The organism is Georgenia satyanarayanai (assembly GCF_900116375.1).
GTDB classification, from domain to species: Bacteria; Actinomycetota; Actinomycetes; order Actinomycetales; family Actinomycetaceae; genus Oceanitalea; species Oceanitalea nanhaiensis.
The window spans coordinates 155,882-170,550 of the sequence record NZ_UETB01000006.1 but is presented as its reverse complement, the minus strand read 5'-3'; the positions used below and the strand labels follow the sequence as shown (position 1 = coordinate 170,550).

At 70.0% G+C, this 14,669-nt stretch carries 24 protein-coding genes; all 24 read right to left on the bottom strand.

Going from position 1 to position 14,669, the window contains the following annotated elements; translation table 11 throughout:
• On the bottom strand, positions 1-2,391 hold the full coding sequence (locus tag DSZ44_RS10420) for a helix-turn-helix transcriptional regulator (protein WP_146237519.1): 2,391 nt from the start codon (positions 2,389-2,391) through the stop codon (positions 1-3).
• 91 nt (positions 2,392-2,482) lie between these two features.
• Complete coding sequence (map, locus tag DSZ44_RS10415) at positions 2,483-3,310, bottom strand: type I methionyl aminopeptidase (protein WP_110852550.1); 828 nt, start codon at positions 3,308-3,310, stop codon at positions 2,483-2,485.
• On the bottom strand, positions 3,310-3,882 hold the full coding sequence (locus tag DSZ44_RS10410) for an adenylate kinase (protein ID WP_110852549.1): 573 nt from the start codon (positions 3,880-3,882) through the stop codon (positions 3,310-3,312). Before DSZ44_RS10410 ends, map begins: the two co-directional genes overlap by 1 nt.
• A complete protein-coding gene (secY, locus tag DSZ44_RS10405) occupies positions 3,879-5,183 on the bottom strand; it encodes a preprotein translocase subunit SecY (RefSeq protein ID WP_110852548.1) in 1,305 nt (434 codons plus the stop codon). Before secY ends, DSZ44_RS10410 begins: the two co-directional genes overlap by 4 nt.
• 153 nt (positions 5,184-5,336) lie before the next feature.
• Positions 5,337-5,813 carry a 50S ribosomal protein L15 gene (rplO, locus tag DSZ44_RS10400; RefSeq protein ID WP_110852547.1) on the bottom strand — a complete coding sequence of 159 codons (477 nt, stop codon included), beginning with the start codon at positions 5,811-5,813 and terminating at the stop codon, positions 5,337-5,339.
• Between the two features lie 2 nt (positions 5,814-5,815).
• A complete protein-coding gene (gene rpmD, locus DSZ44_RS10395) occupies positions 5,816-5,998 on the bottom strand; it encodes a 50S ribosomal protein L30 (RefSeq protein WP_110852546.1) in 183 nt (60 codons plus the stop codon).
• Complete coding sequence (gene rpsE, locus DSZ44_RS10390; RefSeq protein ID WP_110852545.1) at positions 5,998-6,672, bottom strand: 30S ribosomal protein S5; 675 nt, start codon at positions 6,670-6,672, stop codon at positions 5,998-6,000. The genes rpmD and rpsE overlap by 1 nt, the downstream gene beginning before the upstream one ends.
• 34 nt (positions 6,673-6,706) lie before the next feature.
• On the bottom strand, positions 6,707-7,078 hold the full coding sequence (rplR, locus tag DSZ44_RS10385; protein ID WP_110852544.1) for a 50S ribosomal protein L18: 372 nt from the start codon (positions 7,076-7,078) through the stop codon (positions 6,707-6,709).
• A complete protein-coding gene (rplF, locus tag DSZ44_RS10380; protein WP_110852543.1) occupies positions 7,078-7,617 on the bottom strand; it encodes a 50S ribosomal protein L6 in 540 nt (179 codons plus the stop codon). The genes rplR and rplF overlap by 1 nt, the downstream gene beginning before the upstream one ends.
• A gap of 18 nt (positions 7,618-7,635) precedes the next feature.
• Complete coding sequence (rpsH, locus tag DSZ44_RS10375) at positions 7,636-8,034, bottom strand: 30S ribosomal protein S8 (protein ID WP_110852542.1); 399 nt, start codon at positions 8,032-8,034, stop codon at positions 7,636-7,638.
• A 54-nt stretch (positions 8,035-8,088) separates the two neighbouring features.
• Positions 8,089-8,274 (bottom strand): type Z 30S ribosomal protein S14, encoded by a 186-nt coding sequence (locus tag DSZ44_RS10370; protein ID WP_110852541.1) that lies wholly within the window; start codon positions 8,272-8,274, stop codon positions 8,089-8,091.
• A 1-nt stretch (position 8,275) separates the two neighbouring features.
• Complete coding sequence (gene rplE, locus DSZ44_RS10365) at positions 8,276-8,842, bottom strand: 50S ribosomal protein L5 (RefSeq protein WP_110852540.1); 567 nt, start codon at positions 8,840-8,842, stop codon at positions 8,276-8,278.
• Between the two features lies 1 nt (position 8,843).
• Complete coding sequence (gene rplX / locus DSZ44_RS10360; protein WP_110852539.1) at positions 8,844-9,185, bottom strand: 50S ribosomal protein L24; 342 nt, start codon at positions 9,183-9,185, stop codon at positions 8,844-8,846.
• A gap of 1 nt (position 9,186) precedes the next feature.
• On the bottom strand, positions 9,187-9,555 hold the full coding sequence (rplN, locus tag DSZ44_RS10355; RefSeq protein ID WP_110852538.1) for a 50S ribosomal protein L14: 369 nt from the start codon (positions 9,553-9,555) through the stop codon (positions 9,187-9,189).
• Between the two features lie 73 nt (positions 9,556-9,628).
• Positions 9,629-9,913, bottom strand: coding sequence for a 30S ribosomal protein S17 (gene rpsQ, locus DSZ44_RS10350; RefSeq protein ID WP_110852595.1), 285 nt, complete (start codon positions 9,911-9,913; stop codon positions 9,629-9,631).
• 8 nt (positions 9,914-9,921) lie between these two features.
• Positions 9,922-10,161, bottom strand: coding sequence for a 50S ribosomal protein L29 (gene rpmC / locus DSZ44_RS10345; RefSeq protein ID WP_110852537.1), 240 nt, complete (start codon positions 10,159-10,161; stop codon positions 9,922-9,924).
• Positions 10,161-10,580, bottom strand: a complete 420-nt coding sequence (rplP, locus tag DSZ44_RS10340; RefSeq protein ID WP_110852536.1) for a 50S ribosomal protein L16 — start codon at positions 10,578-10,580, stop codon at positions 10,161-10,163. Before rplP ends, rpmC begins: the two co-directional genes overlap by 1 nt.
• Positions 10,581-10,585: 5 nt before the next feature.
• The gene (gene rpsC, locus DSZ44_RS10335; RefSeq protein WP_110852535.1) at positions 10,586-11,416 is read right to left on the bottom strand and encodes a 30S ribosomal protein S3; all 831 of its coding nucleotides are present in this window, start codon (positions 11,414-11,416) and stop codon (positions 10,586-10,588) included.
• On the bottom strand, positions 11,416-11,814 hold the full coding sequence (gene rplV, locus DSZ44_RS10330; protein WP_110852534.1) for a 50S ribosomal protein L22: 399 nt from the start codon (positions 11,812-11,814) through the stop codon (positions 11,416-11,418). The genes rpsC and rplV overlap by 1 nt, the downstream gene beginning before the upstream one ends.
• 50 nt (positions 11,815-11,864) lie before the next feature.
• Complete coding sequence (gene rpsS, locus DSZ44_RS10325; RefSeq protein ID WP_110852533.1) at positions 11,865-12,146, bottom strand: 30S ribosomal protein S19; 282 nt, start codon at positions 12,144-12,146, stop codon at positions 11,865-11,867.
• Between the two features lie 18 nt (positions 12,147-12,164).
• Entirely contained in the window at positions 12,165-13,001 is an 837-nt protein-coding gene (gene rplB, locus DSZ44_RS10320; RefSeq protein WP_110852532.1) for a 50S ribosomal protein L2, read from the bottom strand.
• A 34-nt stretch (positions 13,002-13,035) separates the two neighbouring features.
• Entirely contained in the window at positions 13,036-13,341 is a 306-nt protein-coding gene (gene rplW / locus DSZ44_RS10315; protein ID WP_110852531.1) for a 50S ribosomal protein L23, read from the bottom strand.
• Entirely contained in the window at positions 13,338-13,994 is a 657-nt protein-coding gene (rplD, locus tag DSZ44_RS10310; RefSeq protein ID WP_110852530.1) for a 50S ribosomal protein L4, read from the bottom strand. Before rplD ends, rplW begins: the two co-directional genes overlap by 4 nt.
• Positions 13,995-13,996: 2 nt before the next feature.
• Entirely contained in the window at positions 13,997-14,665 is a 669-nt protein-coding gene (rplC, locus tag DSZ44_RS10305) for a 50S ribosomal protein L3 (RefSeq protein WP_110852529.1), read from the bottom strand.
• Between the last annotated feature and the right edge of the window lie 4 nt (positions 14,666-14,669).

Below are 14,669 nucleotides of genomic sequence, written 5' to 3'. Positions count from 1 at the left end.
CTACCGCCGCTCGCCGCTGAGGCCGCGGCTGAGGACGAGCGCCTCGTCCCTGCTCGAGGCGCCGAGCTTGCGGTAGACGTGGCGCAGGTGGGTCTTGGCGGTGTTGACCGACATACCGAGCGCTGCGGCCACCCCGGCCGGGCCCGCGCTGTCCTGGAGCGCGGCGAGCACCTGCAGCTCACGGGCGCTGAGCTCGGTCGGCACGGCGGGCGTGGACGGCACGGCGTGGGGCCGCTGGGCGTCGGTCGTGGACGCGAGGGGGCGCAGGGCGAACAGGTCGGGGTCGTTGCCGGCGAGCGCGGCGAAGATGTCCGCGTCGATGAGCGCGAAGGGACGTCGCTGCCCGGTCTCGTAGGCGATCCGCACGCCGCGGGTGAAACGGCGTCGGGCGGCGGTGCCCTGCCCGAGCCGGTAGAGCGCCGCGGCGATGATGAGCTCGTTGATGAGCCGGCTGCGTGCCGTCATGCGCCGGTCCCCGAGGTCGCGGGCGGCGACGTCGATGGCCTCCTGCTCCCGCCCCTGGGCATGGAGCAGGTAGGCGCGGGTGGAGCTGGACACGAAGCCGTCGACGAGCCGGTCGAGCACCTGCTCGGCGACGTCGACCATCCCCCCGGCCACGAGGAGCTCGACCAGCTGGGTACCGATGGTCGACTCCGCGATGCCGCCGGGCTCCAGGTGCCGCAGCGCGGCACGCAGCTGGCCGACCGCCCGCGCCTGGTCCTCCTCGTTGCCGTACACGGAGGCGTACAGGCCGCGTGCGTGGATGGCCAGCGCCCACAGCTCGTCGCGCCGGCCCGGCTCGACGATCGCCGCCACAGCCTCGTGCGCCTCCGGACGCATCCCGTCGACGGTGGCGATCGCGCGCATGATCCGACTGCCCACCCGGACGAGGCGGCTCACCTCGTCGTCGTCGCCGCCGGAGATGACGTCGGCGAGCTCGGCGTCCTCCAGGAGCCGCAGGGCGAGGTCGGTCTCCCCGTGGAAGGTCTTGGCGGTGAGCATGCCGCCGATGCCGAGCAGCCGCGCGGTGCGGTCGTCCTGCCGCATGCCGTGGTCACGGACGCGCTCGAAGGCGTACGCGGCCGCCTCCTGCTCGCCCGCGAAGACCGCGGCAAGACCGGACTGGATGAGGATGTGCACCTCGTCGGTGGTCTCCCGCATCTCCTGCCAGCGCTGCTTGACGGCCGCGTCGACGAAGTGGGCGCCCGTGGGCGTCCACTCGCTGACCTCCTCCTCGGCCGCCGGCGCCATCCGGGGCAGGTGGCGCCGGACCACCTGGAGGCGGGGGTCACCGTCGGCGATCTCGCGGGGGAAGCTGCCGGCGAGCTCGATGAGCCGGTGGGGGTGCTGCGTGAGGAGGGCGGACCACTCCTCGGCGATGATCCGCAGGGCCGTGTCCCACTCCTGGGCCCGGACCGCGTGGCGAAGCACCCCGATCGGTCCCTCCTCCTGAGCCGCGAGGGCCATGAGGGCGATGTGCACCTCCCGCTCCAGGTGCGGGTGGAGCTCGAAGGACACCCGGCGCAGCGCGTCGCGGATCGCGGGCGGGTAGGAGTACCTCAGCCCCTCCACCGTCTCGCGCTCGCGCAGCAGACCACCGACGCGCAGGTTGCGCAGCTCCCGCAGGGCGGTGCCGTCCGGGACGATCGCGCGGGCCGCCGCCGCGGAGAACTCGTCCGGCACGGCGGTGCGCATGAGGAACTCGCGCAGCGCAGTCGAGCGCACGTCCGCCAGGAGTGCCTCGATGAAGCCGTCGACCGTGCCGGCGTCGACGGCCGCCTGGTGCCCACCGACCGCGGCAGCCGCGATGCACGCGCGGACGGCGGCCGGCCAGCCCCCGAGCTCCATCGCGAGCTCGCTCGCGTCGTCCTGCGTCATCGCGACGCCGTGGAGCTCGGCCAGCGCGGCGACGTCCTCGGCCTGCATGGCGAGGTCGGCGGGGCGCACGACAGTGAGGTCGACCGAGAGCGCACCGGTGGTCTCCAGGGCCCGCAGCGAGCGGGTGGAGACGACGAGCTCGAGCGCGGCGCTGGATCGGACGAGCTCGAGGAGCTGGTCGTCGATCTCGCTGCGGCCGTCGAGGTGCCCGGCCTCGTGGTAATTGTCGACGACGAGCCGCAGCGGGTCCTCGTGCCGCAGGAGCGCACCGAGCACCGCGACGCGGTCCGGGTCCTCCCCGTCCACGTCGGGCGCCTGCCCGTCGAGGTCGGCGGCGGCCAGGGCGGCGTGCATCGTGGACCAGAACCCCGGCGCGAGGCGGGAGCCCTCGTCGAGGGGGACGTAGACGGTGGGGACACCGTCGTCCATGCCGCTGAGCCAGTCCACGAGCGCGGTGGTCTTGCCGAAGCCGCGCGGGCCGCGCAGCACTGTCAGCGGCGCGCGCGATCCCAACGCGTCCAGGATGCGCGGCGCCACGTAGGCCGCGCGACTGGCGCGTGGGAGGGGTCCGTGAACCCGCCGCCCCAGGCGATTCATGTCCTTATCATGACAGAGGCGACACGCGCACGTTCCGTGTTTCGAGCTCGGCCGTCCCGCCGTCCTCCGCGGTGAGGACCCAGACGCCGTGCTCGGTGAGCGCCACGGAGTGCTCCCAGTGCGCCGCGCGGGCGCCGTCGGCCGTGACGACTGTCCAGTCGTCGGCCAGCACGCGGGTCTCGATGGTGCCCCGGCTGAGCATCGGCTCGATCGCCAGGCACATCCCCGGGCGCAGTCGCGGACCGCGCCGCGAGGCGCGGTAGTTGAGGACGTCGGGGGGCTGGTGCATGGCACTGCCGATGCCGTGGCCCACGTAGTCCTCGATGATGCCGAGCGGCTCGTTCCCGGCCGCGACGTGCGCGGAGACGGCGTCCTCCACGGCCTCCCCGACGACGTCGAGGCGGGTACCGCCGGCCAGTGCGGCGATGGCGTCCCACATGGCCGTCCGGGTCGCCTCGCTCAGCGCGTGGTCGCGCGGGTCCCCCTCGCCGAGCACGACGGTGAAGGCGGCGTCCCCGTGCCAGCCGTCGACGACGGCGCCGCAGTCGAAGGAGACGACGTCGCCGTCGGCGAGCACCCGCTCCCCCGGGATGCCGTGGACGACCTCGTCGTTGACGGAGATGCACACGTGCGCCGGGTAGCCGTGGTACCCGAGGAAGTTCGACCGGGACCCGGCGTCGTCGAGGACCTGCCGGGCGACGTCGTCCAGCTCGGCGGTGGTCCGACCGGGCGCCGCGGCCTCCCGGAGCGCCGCGTGGATCTCGGCGACGACGAGACCCGCGCGTCGCATGACCCGGATCTGCTCCGGCGTCTTGTACTCGATGCGCTCGCGCATCAGCCGGCGTTCAGCGCGCCGAGCAGGCGCTCGGTGACCTCCTCGACGGACCCGATCCCGTCGACCCGCACGAGCAGCTCGCGCTGGGCGTAGTGGTCCGCCAGCGGCGCCGTCTGGTCGTGGTAGACCTCGAGACGACGGCGGATGACCACGTCGGTGTCGTCCGCGCGGTTCTGCTCGGCCGCCCGGCCCAGGAGACGCTGCACGACGACCTCGTCGTCGGCGGTGAGCTCGACGACCGCGTCCAGCGCCGTCCCGCTCGCCTCGAGCATCGCGTCGAGCTCGCGGACCTGGTCGAGCGTGCGGGGGTAGCCGTCCAGGAGGAACCCGTCCGTGGCGTCCTCCCGGGCGAGGCGGTCCCGGACCATGTCGTTGGTGATCTCGTCGGGCACGTACTCCCCGGCGTCCATGTACCGCTGGGCACGCCGGCCGAGCTCGGTGCGCTCGGCGACGTTGCTGCGGAAGATGTCGCCGGTGGAGATCGCGGGGATGCCGAGCGTCGAGCTCAGGCGGGTGGCCTGGGTGCCCTTGCCCGCGCCGGGCGGGCCGAGGAGGACGAGACGGCGGCTCATCGGAGGAACCCTTCGTAGTGACGCTGCTGGAGCTGGGAGTCGATCTCCTTGACGGTCTGCAGACCGACGCCCACGACGATGAGGATCGAGGTCCCGCCCAGGGCGAAGCCGACGGTGTCGGGCAGGTTGAGCGCCGCGAAGACGATGACCGGGAAGATCGCGATGAGCGCGAGGTACAGTGCGCCCGCGGTCGTGATGCGGGTGATGACGTACTGGAGGTACTCCGCCGTCGGGCGCCCGGCGCGGATGCCGGGGATGAAGCCGCCGTAGCGCTTCATGTTGTCCGCCACGTCGTCGGGGTTGAAGGTGATCGACGTGTAGAAGAACGCGAAGAACAGGACGAGGACGAAGTAGATCGCCATGTAGAGCGGCGCCGTGGGAGACAGGAGGTTGAGACTCACCCACTGCACCCAGCCCTCGCTCTGGTCGCCGAACTGGGAGAACAGGCCCGGCAGCGCGAGCAGCGAGGAGGCGAAGATGACCGGGATGACACCGGCCATGTTGATCTTGATCGGGATGTAGGTGCTCGACCCGCCGTACATGCGCCGGCCCACCATGCGCTTGGCGTACTGGACGGGCACCCGGCGCTGGGACTGCTCGACGAAGACGACGAGCAGGGTGATGACGAGGAGCAGGGCGATCACGATCGTCACGTTCGCGACACCGTTCGCGGCGCCGCCGACCGACCACAGCGCCGACGGGAAGCCGGCCGCGATCGAGGTGAAGATGAGCAGCGACATGCCGTTGCCGACACCGCGCTCGGTGATGAGCTCGCCGAGCCACATGATCAGGCCGGTGCCCGCCGTCATGACGATGATCATGATGACGATCGTCATGACCGAGTCGTTGGGGATGAGCGGGACGGAGCAGCCCGGGATGAGGTTGCCGCTGCGGGCCATCGTGATCATCGTCGTCGACTGGAGGACGGCGAGGAAGATCGTGAGGTAGCGGGTGTACTGCGTGAGCTTGGCCTGCCCCTGCTGGCCCTCCTTCTGCAGCGCCTCGAAGCGCGGGATGACCACGCGCAGGAGCTGGGTGATGATGCTCGCGGTGATGTAGGGCATGATGCCCAGCGCGAAGATCGACAGCTGCAGCAGGGCGCCGCCGGAGAAGAGGTTGACGAGGCCGAGGAGGTCGTTCGTGCTGCCGACGGCCTCGAGGCACTGCTGCACGTTCGGGTAGGACACCCCTGGGGTGGGGATGACGGACCCGAGGCGGAAGATCGCCATGATCCCCAGCGTGAAGAGCAGCTTGCGCCGCAGGTCCGGCGTACGGAACGCCTGGGCGAATGCGCTGAGCAATCTTCCTCCTGCAATGTGACGACGGCGGGCGACGTAGCTCGCGTCGGCGGTCTGGACCGCAACGTACTGTACCTGTTCCACGACGTGGCCTGTGCCACGTCCCGGGAGCGCGAACGGGCGGCCCGGTGTCCGGACCGCCCGCTCGTCGGCAGCTCAGGCCTGGGTCAGGGACCCGCCTGCTGCCTCGATCTTCTCCTGCGCCGAGGCCGACCACGCGTTGGCCACGATGTCGAGCTTGACGGTGACCTCACCGCTGCCCAGCACCTTGACCAGCTGGCCGGAGCGCACGGCGCCCTTGGCGACGAGGTCGTCGACCGTCACGGAGCCACCCTCGGGGAAGAGGGCGGAGAGACGGTCGAGGTTGACGACCTGGTACTCGACGCGGAAGGGGTTCTTGAAGCCGCGGAGCTTGGGCAGCCGCATGTGCAGCGGCATCTGCCCGCCCTCGAAGCCGGCCGGCACCTGGTAGCGGGCCTTGGTGCCCTTGGTGCCGCGACCCGCGGTCTTGCCGCGCTTGCCGCCCTCACCGCGTCCGACGCGGATCTTGGCGCTCTTGGCGCCGGGGGCGGGACGCAGGTGGTGCACCTTGAGGGTGCGCGCCTGCTCGGGAGTCTGCTTGGACTCTGCCATGGTTACTTGACCTCCTCGACGGAGACCAGGTGGGCCACCGTCGTGATCATGCCGCGAACCTCGGGACGGTCCTCACGCACGACGCTCCGGCCGATCCGGCCCAGACCGAGCGTGCGCAGGGTCTGGCGCTGGTTCTCCTTGCCGCCGATCGCGGACTTCGTCTGCGTGACCTTGAGCTGTGCCATCACGCACCGACCTTCCCGGACGCCTCGGCCTGCTTCTCCTCGCGCGCCTGGGCCTCGCCCGCCGCGCGGTTGCGCAGCATGACGGCCGGGGCGACACGCTCGAGGGGCAGACCGCGGCGGGCCGCGACGGACTCGGGCTGCTCGAGGTTGCGCAGCGCCTGAGCGGTGGCGTGCACGATGTTGATCGCGTTCTCCGAGCCGAGCGACTTGCTCAGCACGTCGTGGATGCCGGCGCAGTCGAGGACGGCGCGGACCGGACCGCCGGCGATGACGCCGGTACCCGGGGCTGCGGGGCGCAGGAAGACCACGCCGGCCGCTGCCTCGCCGGTGACGGCGTGCGGGATCGTCTTCTGGATCATCGGGACGCGGAAGAAGTTCTTCTTCGCCTCCTCGACACCCTTCGCGATCGCGGCCGGCACCTCCTTGGCCTTGCCGTAGCCGACGCCGACCGTCCCGTTGCCGTCCCCGACGACGACGAGAGCGGTGAAGCTGAAGCGACGACCACCCTTGACGACCTTGGAGACGCGGTTGATCGTGACGACGCGCTCGACGAACTCGTTCCTCGGCTCGGCGGCGCCGCGACGGCCCTCGCCCCGGCGACCGCCGGAGCGCTCGCCGCCGGCGGGGCCGGCACCGGTACCGGAACCGGTCCTGCTTCGCTGCGGTGCAGCCATCAGATGTTCCTTTGCTCTCGTACGTTCACGCTGGTCACAGGGCGAGCCCGCCCTCACGGGCGCCGTCGGCGACGGCGGCCACGCGGCCGTGGTACCGGTTGCCGCCGCGGTCGAACACCGCGACCTCGACACCGGCAGCCTTGGCCCGCTCGGCGACGAGCTCGCCGACGCGACGCGCCTTGGCGACCTTCTCGTCGTCAGACGCCCGCAGGTCGGCCTCGAGGGTCGAGGCGGACGCGATGGTGGTGCCGCTCGTGTCGTCGACCAGCTGCGCGACCATGTGGCGCGAGGAGCGGGTGACGACGAGGCGCGGACGCTCCGACGTGCCGGAGACCTTCTTGCGGACACGGAGGTGACGGCGCCCGCGAGCGGCGTTCTTGCCCTTGCCCTTGACGGACAGTGCCATCACTTACCTGCCTTTCCGGCCTTGCGGCGCACCTGCTCGCCGGCGTAGCGCACACCCTTGCCCTTGTAGGGCTCGGGCTTGCGGATCTTGCGGATGTTCGCGGCCAGCTCGCCGACCTGCTGCTTGTCGATCCCGGACACCGTGAGCTTGGTGGGGGCGTCGACGGTGAGCGTCACGCCCTCCGGCGGCTCGATGACGACCGGGTGGGAGAAGCCGAGCGCCAGCTCGACGGAGGAGCCCTTGGCGACGGCGCGGTAACCCGTGCCGACGATCTCGAGCTTGCGCTCGTAGCCCTGGGTCACTCCGGTGACGAGGTTGGCGATGAGCGTGCGGGTGAGGCCGTGCAGCGAACGCGACTCGCGCTCGTCGTCCGGCCGGGTCACGACGATCGCACCCTCGTCGTCGCGAGCGACGGTGATGGGGGCGGCGACGGTGTGGCTGAGGGTGCCCTTGGGCCCCTTGACGGTCACGACCGAGCCCTCGATGGTGACGTCGACACCTGCGGGGACCGGGACGGGGACCTTTCCGATTCGGGACATGTCTCTACTCCTTCCCGATCACCAGACGTAGGCGAGGACTTCCCCGCCAACGCCCTTGGTCTGTGCCTCGCGGTCCGTGAGGAGGCCGGAGGAGGTGGACAGGATCGCCACGCCCAGGCCGCCGAGGACTCGGGGCAGGTTGGTGGACTTGGCGTACACGCGCAGTCCGGGCTTGGACACGCGACGCACACCGGCGAGCGAGCGCTCGCGCTGGGGGCCGAACTTCAGCTGGAGCGTGAGGTTCTTGCCCACCGGGGCGTCCTCGACGTCCCAGCCGGCGATGTAACCCTCGGTCTTGAGGATCTCGGCGATGTTCTGCTTGAGCTTCGAGTACGGCATGGTCACCGACTCGTGGTACGCCGAGTTGGCGTTACGCAGACGCGTGAGCATGTCTGCGATGGGGTCAGTCATTGTCATCGGGCCTCGGCCCTTCCTCGTCGGGGTTTCCTACGGGACCTACGACGTAGTCGTTTACCAGCTGCTCTTCGTGATGCCGGGGAGCTGGCCGGCAAGGGCCATCTCGCGCAGGCAGATCCGGCACAGGCCGAACTTGCGGTAGACCGAGTGCGGACGGCCGCACCGCTGGCACCGGGTGTAGGCGCGCACCGCGAACTTGGGCTTGCGGTTCGCCTTCTGGATCAGGGCGGTCTTCGCCACGTCAGTTCTCCTTGAACGGGAAGCCGAGGTGCTTGAGCAGCGAGCGGGCCTCGTCGTCGGTCTTGGCCGTGGTGACGACCGTGATGTCCATGCCGCGCACGCGGTCGATCTTGTCCTGGTCGATCTCGTGGAACATCGACTGCTCGTTGAGACCGAAGGTGTAGTTCCCGTTGCCGTCGAACTGCTTGGGCGAGAGCCCACGGAAGTCGCGGATGCGGGGCAGGGCGATCGACAGCAGTCGGTCGAGGAACTCCCACATGCGGTCGCCGCGCAGCGTGACGTGGGCGCCGATGGGCTGACCCTCACGCAGCTTGAACTGGGCGATCGACTTGCGGGCCTTCGTCACCTGCGGCTTCTGGCCGGTGATGAGAGCCAGGTCGCGGATCGCGCCCTCGATGAGCTTGGAGTCGCGTGCCGCGTCCCCCACGCCCATGTTGACGACGATCTTGGTCAGACCGGCGACCTGGTTGACGTTCGGGTGCTGGAACTCCTCGCGCAGGGCGGTGAGGATCTCCTCGCGGTAGCGCTGCTTGAGGCGCGGGCTCGTTGCGGTGGTGGTCTCGCTCATGTCAGATGTCCTTACCGGAGCGCTTGGCGACGCGGACACGCTGCGTGCGCTCCACGCCGTCGCGCTCGACCGTCTCGGTGCGGATCCCGACCCGGGTGCCCTTCTTGGTCTCCGGGTCGACGACCATGACGTTGCTCGAGTGGATCGCGGCCTCGATGGTCTCGATGCCACCGGTCTTGGCGCCGCGGCCGGACTGGCCGACCTTGGTGTGGCGCTTCATGCGCTGGACACCCTCGACGACGACGCGGTCACGCTCGACGTCGACCTCGAGGACACGGCCCTGCTTGCCCTTGTCGCGGCCTGCGATGACGACCACGAGGTCGCCCTTCTTGATCCGAGCCATCTCAGATCACCTCCGGAGCCAGGGAGACGATGCGCATGAACTTCTTGTCGCGCAGCTCGCGGCCCACGGGGCCGAAGATGCGGGTTCCGCGCGGCTCGCCGTCAGCCTTGAGGATGACGGCGGCGTTCTCGTCGAAGCGGATGTAGGAACCGTCGGGGCGACGACGCTGCTTGGCAGCGCGCACGACGACAGCCTTGACGACGTCGCCCTTCTTGACGTTGCCGCCGGGGATGGCGTCCTTGACGGTGGCGACGATGACGTCACCGATACCGGCGTAGCGCCGGCCGGAGCCTCCGAGCACACGGATGCACAAGATCTCCTTGGCACCGGTGTTGTCGGCGACCTTCAGTCGCGACTCCTGCTGGATCATTCGATGTACTCCTGTCGTCGAGCCGGTTCTCAGCCGGGGCTGAGCCTTGCCGAACGGATGGGGGGCTGGTGGGCTACTTGGCCTTCTCGACGATGTCGAGAAGTCGCCAGCGCTTGGTCGCGCTCAGCGGCCGCGTCTCCATGATGCGGACGAGGTCGCCGACACCGGCCGTGTTGGCCTCGTCGTGCGCCTTGACCTTGCTCGTGCGACGGATGACCTTGCCGTACAGCGGGTGCTTGACGCGGTCCTCCACCTCGACGACGACGGTCTTGTCCATCTTGTCGGACACCACGTAGCCACGGCGCACCTTGCGGTCGTTGCGCTCCTGCGTGGTGGTCTCTTCGGTGTTCTCGCTCATGGCCTCGATCACTTCTCGCTGCTGGGCGCGGTGCGGATGCCGAGCTCGCGCTCGTGCACGATGGTGTAGATGCGGGCGATGTCGCGACGCACGGCCTTGAGCCGACCGTGGTCCTCGAGCTGCCCGGTGGCCGAGGAGAAGCGCAGCTTGAACAGCTCCTCCTTGGCCTTCGCGAGCTCTTCAGCCAGGGTCTCGTCGGTCATCCCGTCCAGGTCGAACGGAGTCAGGCCCTTGGAACCGATAGCCATCAGCCTTCACCACCCTCACGGCTCACGAAACGAGTCTTCATGGGGAGCTTGTGCTGCGCGCGGGACAGCGCCTCGCGTGCCAGCTCCTCGGGGACACCGGCCAGCTCGAAGAGCACGCGGCCGGGCTTGACGTTGGCGACCCACCACTCGGGCGAGCCCTTGCCGGAACCCATGCGGGTCTCGGCCGGCTTCTTGGTCAGCGGGCGGTCGGGGTAGATGTTGATCCACACCTTTCCACCACGCTTGATGTGCCGGGTCATGGCGATACGGGCCGCCTCGATCTGCCGGTTGGTGACGTACGCGGGCTCGAGAGCCTGGATCGCGAACTCACCGAAGGCGATCTCGGTGCCACCCTTGGCCACGCCGGAGCGCTTGGGGTGGTGCTGCTTGCGGAACTTGGTCCGCCGGGGGATGAGCATCTCGCTCAGGCCTCCGTTCCTGACTCGGCGGGGGCTGCGGCCTGCTCGGCAGGCGCGCCCTCGGTCTGCTCGGCCTGGCGAGGACCACGTCCCTCGGGCCGGCGGCCACGGGGACGGTCGGCGCCGCCACGCTCGCCGGCGGGGCCACGACCGCGGCCACGGGGGGTGGCGTCGGCCTGCTCGCGGGCGAACTCGCGCTCGGTCTGGTCGCCCTTGTAGATCCACACCTTGACGCCGATGCGCCCGAAGGTGGTGCGGGCCTCGAAGAAGCCGTAGTCGATGTTCGCGCGCAGGGTGTGCAGCGGCACGCGACCCTCGCGGTAGAACTCCGAGCGCGACATCTCGGCGCCGCCGAGACGGCCGGAGCACTGCACCCGGATCCCCTTCGCGCCGGCGCGCTGGGCGGACTGCATGCCCTTGCGCATGGCGCGGCGGAAGGACACGCGGCTCGCGAGCTGCTCGGCGATGCCCTGGGCGACGAGCTGAGCGTCGATCTCGGGGTTCTTCACCTCGAGGATGTTCAGCTGCACCTGCTTGCCCGTGAGCTTCTCCAGCTCGCCGCGCAGGCGGTCGGCCTCGGCGCCGCGGCGGCCGATGACGATGCCCGGACGTGCGGTGTGGAGGTCGACGCGGACCCGGTCACGGGTGCGCTCGATGTCGACCTTGGAGATCCCGGCGCGCTCGAGCCCGGAAGCCATGAGCTTGCGGATCGCGACGTCCTCGCGGACGTAGTCGCGGTAGCGCTGGCCCGGCTTGGTGCTGTCTGCGAACCACCGCGAGCGGTGGTCAGTCGTGATGCCGAGCCGGAACCCGGTCGGGTTGACCTTCTGACCCACTATCGGGTCCTCCCCTTCGTTCCAGCGGCGGATGAGCTCGCGCCGACCTTGCTGTCGTCGCCCACGACCACGGTGATGTGGCTCGTGCGCTTGAGGATCCGGCTCGCGCTGCCCTTGGCCCGGGGCCGGAAGCGCTTGAGCGTCGGGCCCTCGTCCACGAATGCCGCGCTGATGACGAGCGCGTTCTCGTCGAACGCCTCGCCGGCCTGGTCGGCCTTGACGCGAGCATTGGCGATCGCGCTCTCCACGACCTTACGCACCGTCTCGGCTGCCGCCTGAGGGGCGAACCGCAGCACGGTCACGGCCTCGGAGGCGCGCTGACCGCGGATGGTGTCCACGACGCGCCGAGCCTTGAGGGGCGTGACGCGCACGTATCGCGCCTGCGCCTTGGCTTCCATCATTCCTGCCTTACTTGTCGGATGTGCGGGTTGCTGGGTCACCAGACGCCTCAGCGGCGTCGGGCCTTGCGGTCGTCCTTGTCGTGCCCGCGATAGGTGCGGGTCGGGGCGAACTCCCCCAGCTTGTGGCCGACCATCGACTCGGTGATGAAGACCGGGACGTGCTTGCGGCCGTCGTGCACCGCAAAGGTGTGGCCCAGGAAGTCGGGCGTGATGACCGACCGGCGGGACCAGGTCTTGATGACGTTCTTGGAGCCCGTCTCGTTGGCCGTGTCCACCTTCTTGAGCAGGTGGCCGTCGACGAAGGGACCCTTCTTGAGGCTGCGAGGCATCTCGTCGCTCTCCTACTCTCAGCGCTTCTTGCCGGTGCGCCGGCGGCGCACGATGAGCTGGTCGCTCGGCTTGTTCGGACGGCGGGTCCGGCCCTCGGGCTGACCCCAGGGGCTGACCGGGTGGCGACCACCGGAGGTCTTACCCTCACCACCACCGTGGGGGTGGTCGACGGGGTTCATCGCGACACCGCGGACGGTCGGGCGCTTGCCCTTCCACCGCATGCGGCCGGCCTTGCCCCAGTTGATGTTCGACTGCTCGGCGTTGCCGACCTCGCCGATGGTGGCGCGGCAGCGGGAGTCGACGTTGCGGATCTCACCGGAGGGCATCCGCAGCTGGGCCATCGTGCCCTCACGGGCGACGAGCTGGACCGACGCACCGGCCGAGCGGGCGATCTTCGCGCCGCCACCGGGCTTGAGCTCGATGGCGTGGATGACCGTACCGACGGGGATGTTGCGCAGCGGCATGTTGTTGCCCGGCTTGATGTCGGCGCCCGGACCGTTCTCGATGACCGTGCCCACGCTCAGCTTGTTCGGCGCGATGATGTAGCGCTTCTCGCCGTCGGCGTAGTGCAGGAGCGCGATGCGCGCCGTGCGGTTGGGGTCGTACTCGATGTGCGCGACCTTCGCGGGGACGCCGTCCTTGTCGTGGCGACGGAAGTCGATGACGCGGTAGGCACGCTTGTGGCCACCACCCTTGTGACGGGTGGTGATGCGACCGGTGCTGTTGCGACCACCGCTCTTGCTCAGCGGACGGACCAGCGACTTCTCGGGCTGCGACCGGGTGATCTCGACGAAGTCGGCCACGCTCGAGCCACGACGGCCCGGCGTCGTCGGCTTGTACTTACGGATTGCCATGGGTGTCGATCCTCAATCTCTCCAGCGCGCGGCGTCAGCCGGCAACTTCACCGAAGATGTCGATGGTGCCCTCGCGCAGCGTGACGATCGCGCGCTTGGTGTCCTTACGCTTGCCGAGGCCGGTGCGGGTCCGTCGGGTCTTGCCCTGACGGTTCGCCGTGTTCACCGAGCTCACCTTGACCTGGAAGATCGCCTCGACGGCGTTCTTGATCTCGGTCTTGTTCGAGCGCGGGTCGACGAGGAAGGTGTACTTCCCCTCGTCGATGAGGCTGTAGCTCTTCTCGGAGACCACCGGGGCGATGATGACGTCCCGGGGGTTCTTGTTGTGCTCGATGCTCACTTGCCATCCTCCTCGCGCGGCGCGGCGGTCCCGAGGAACTCCTCGAGGGCGGCGGCCGTGAACACGACGTCGTCGTTGACGAGGACGTCGTAGGTGTTGAGCTGGTCGACCCAGATGAGGTGGGTGCTGGGGACGTTGCGCAGCGACTTGAGCGTGAGCTCGTCACCGCGGGCCAGCACGACCAGCGCGCTCCGCTCGGCGACGACGTTGCGCAGCGCGGCCAGCGCGGCGGACGTCTTGGGCACGTCGCTGGAGACGAGCTCGCTGACGACGTGGAGACGGCCGGCGCGAGCGCGGTCCGAGAGGGCGCCACGCAGGGCGGCGGCCTTCATCTTCTTGGGGGTGCGCTGGGTGTAGTCGCGCGGGACGGGCCCGTGGACGACGCCACCGCCGGCGTACTGCGGCGCGCGGATCGAGCCCTGACGGGCGCGGCCGGTGCCCTTCTGGCGGTACGGCTTCTTGCCACCACCGCGGACCTCGGCCCGCGTCTTGGTCTTCGCGGTGCCCTGGCGCGCGGCGGCGAGCTGGGCGACGACGACCTGGTGGATCAGCGGCACGTTCGTGGGGACGTCGAAGATCGCGGCGGGCAGCTCGGCGGAGCCGGACTTCTTGCCCGTGGCGTCCAGGACGTCGACGGTCTGGGTGTCAGCCATGGTCACGCCCCCTTCACAGCGGTACGGACGACGACGACGCCGCGCTTCGGGCCGGGGATCGGGCCGGCAACGAGCAGCAGGCCCCTCTCGACGTCGACGGCGTGGATCGTGAGGTTCTGGGTGGTCTGGCGCTTGTGGCCCATGCGACCGGCCATCCGCTGGCCACGGAACACGCGGCCGGGCGTCGAGGCCCCGCCGATCGAGCCGGGCTTGCGGTGGTTGCGGTGCGCACCGTGGGAGGCGCCGACGCCGGAGAAGCCGTGACGCTTCATGACGCCCGCGGTGCCCTTGCCCTTCGTGGTGCCGATGACGTCGACGACGGTGCCGGCCTCGAACGCGTCAGCGCGCAGCTCCTGGCCGACGGTGTAGCTGTCGGACTCGGAGGTGCGAACCTCGGTGACGAAGCGGCGCGGCGTCGTGCCGGCCTTCTCGAAGTGGCCCTTGAGGGGCTGGGTGACCTTGCGCGGGTCGATCTCGCCGAAGGCGAGCTGCACGGCGCTGTACCCGTCGGTCTCGGGGGTCCGCAGCTGGGTCACCACGTTGGTGCCCACCTGCACGACCGTCACCGGGACGAGACGTCCGGCCTCGTCCCAGACCTGGGTCATGCCGAGCTTGGTGCCGAGCAGGGCCGTGACCGGCCTGCTCGCAGCCTGCTTGGTGAAGGTAGTCATTGTG

What these genes read in the sequence shown, in the direction of transcription:
- map (WP_110852550.1), bottom strand. Translation starts at nt 3,310, where the DNA reads ATGCGCGAGCGCATCGAGTACAAGACGCCGGAGCAGATCCGGGTCATG.
- DSZ44_RS10410 (WP_110852549.1), bottom strand. Translation starts at nt 3,882, where the DNA reads ATGAGCCGCCGTCTCGTCCTCCTCGGCCCGCCCGGCGCGGGCAAGGGC.
- rplO (WP_110852547.1), bottom strand. Translation starts at nt 5,813, where the DNA reads ATGGCAGAGTCCAAGCAGACTCCCGAGCAGGCGCGCACCCTCAAGGTG.
- rpmD (WP_110852546.1), bottom strand. Translation starts at nt 5,998, where the DNA reads ATGGCACAGCTCAAGGTCACGCAGACGAAGTCCGCGATCGGCGGCAAG.
- rpsE (WP_110852545.1), bottom strand. Translation starts at nt 6,672, where the DNA reads ATGGCTGCACCGCAGCGAAGCAGGACCGGTTCCGGTACCGGTGCCGGC.
- rplR (WP_110852544.1), bottom strand. Translation starts at nt 7,078, where the DNA reads ATGGCACTGTCCGTCAAGGGCAAGGGCAAGAACGCCGCTCGCGGGCGC.
- rplF (WP_110852543.1), bottom strand. Translation starts at nt 7,617, where the DNA reads ATGTCCCGAATCGGAAAGGTCCCCGTCCCGGTCCCCGCAGGTGTCGAC.
- rpsH (WP_110852542.1), bottom strand. Translation starts at nt 8,034, where the DNA reads ATGACAATGACTGACCCCATCGCAGACATGCTCACGCGTCTGCGTAAC.
- rplE (WP_110852540.1), bottom strand. Translation starts at nt 8,842, where the DNA reads ATGAGCGAGACCACCACCGCAACGAGCCCGCGCCTCAAGCAGCGCTAC.
- rplX (WP_110852539.1), bottom strand. Translation starts at nt 9,185, where the DNA reads ATGGCTCGGATCAAGAAGGGCGACCTCGTGGTCGTCATCGCAGGCCGC.
- rplN (WP_110852538.1), bottom strand. Translation starts at nt 9,555, where the DNA reads ATGATCCAGCAGGAGTCGCGACTGAAGGTCGCCGACAACACCGGTGCC.
- rpsQ (WP_110852595.1), bottom strand. Translation starts at nt 9,913, where the DNA reads ATGAGCGAGAACACCGAAGAGACCACCACGCAGGAGCGCAACGACCGC.
- rpmC (WP_110852537.1), bottom strand. Translation starts at nt 10,161, where the DNA reads ATGGCTATCGGTTCCAAGGGCCTGACTCCGTTCGACCTGGACGGGATG.
- rplP (WP_110852536.1), bottom strand. Translation starts at nt 10,580, where the DNA reads ATGCTCATCCCCCGGCGGACCAAGTTCCGCAAGCAGCACCACCCCAAG.
- rplV (WP_110852534.1), bottom strand. Translation starts at nt 11,814, where the DNA reads ATGGAAGCCAAGGCGCAGGCGCGATACGTGCGCGTCACGCCCCTCAAG.
- rpsS (WP_110852533.1), bottom strand. Translation starts at nt 12,146, where the DNA reads ATGCCTCGCAGCCTCAAGAAGGGTCCCTTCGTCGACGGCCACCTGCTC.
- rplB (WP_110852532.1), bottom strand. Translation starts at nt 13,001, where the DNA reads ATGGCAATCCGTAAGTACAAGCCGACGACGCCGGGCCGTCGTGGCTCG.
- rplD (WP_110852530.1), bottom strand. Translation starts at nt 13,994, where the DNA reads ATGGCTGACACCCAGACCGTCGACGTCCTGGACGCCACGGGCAAGAAG.
- rplC (WP_110852529.1), bottom strand. Translation starts at nt 14,665, where the DNA reads ATGACTACCTTCACCAAGCAGGCTGCGAGCAGGCCGGTCACGGCCCTG.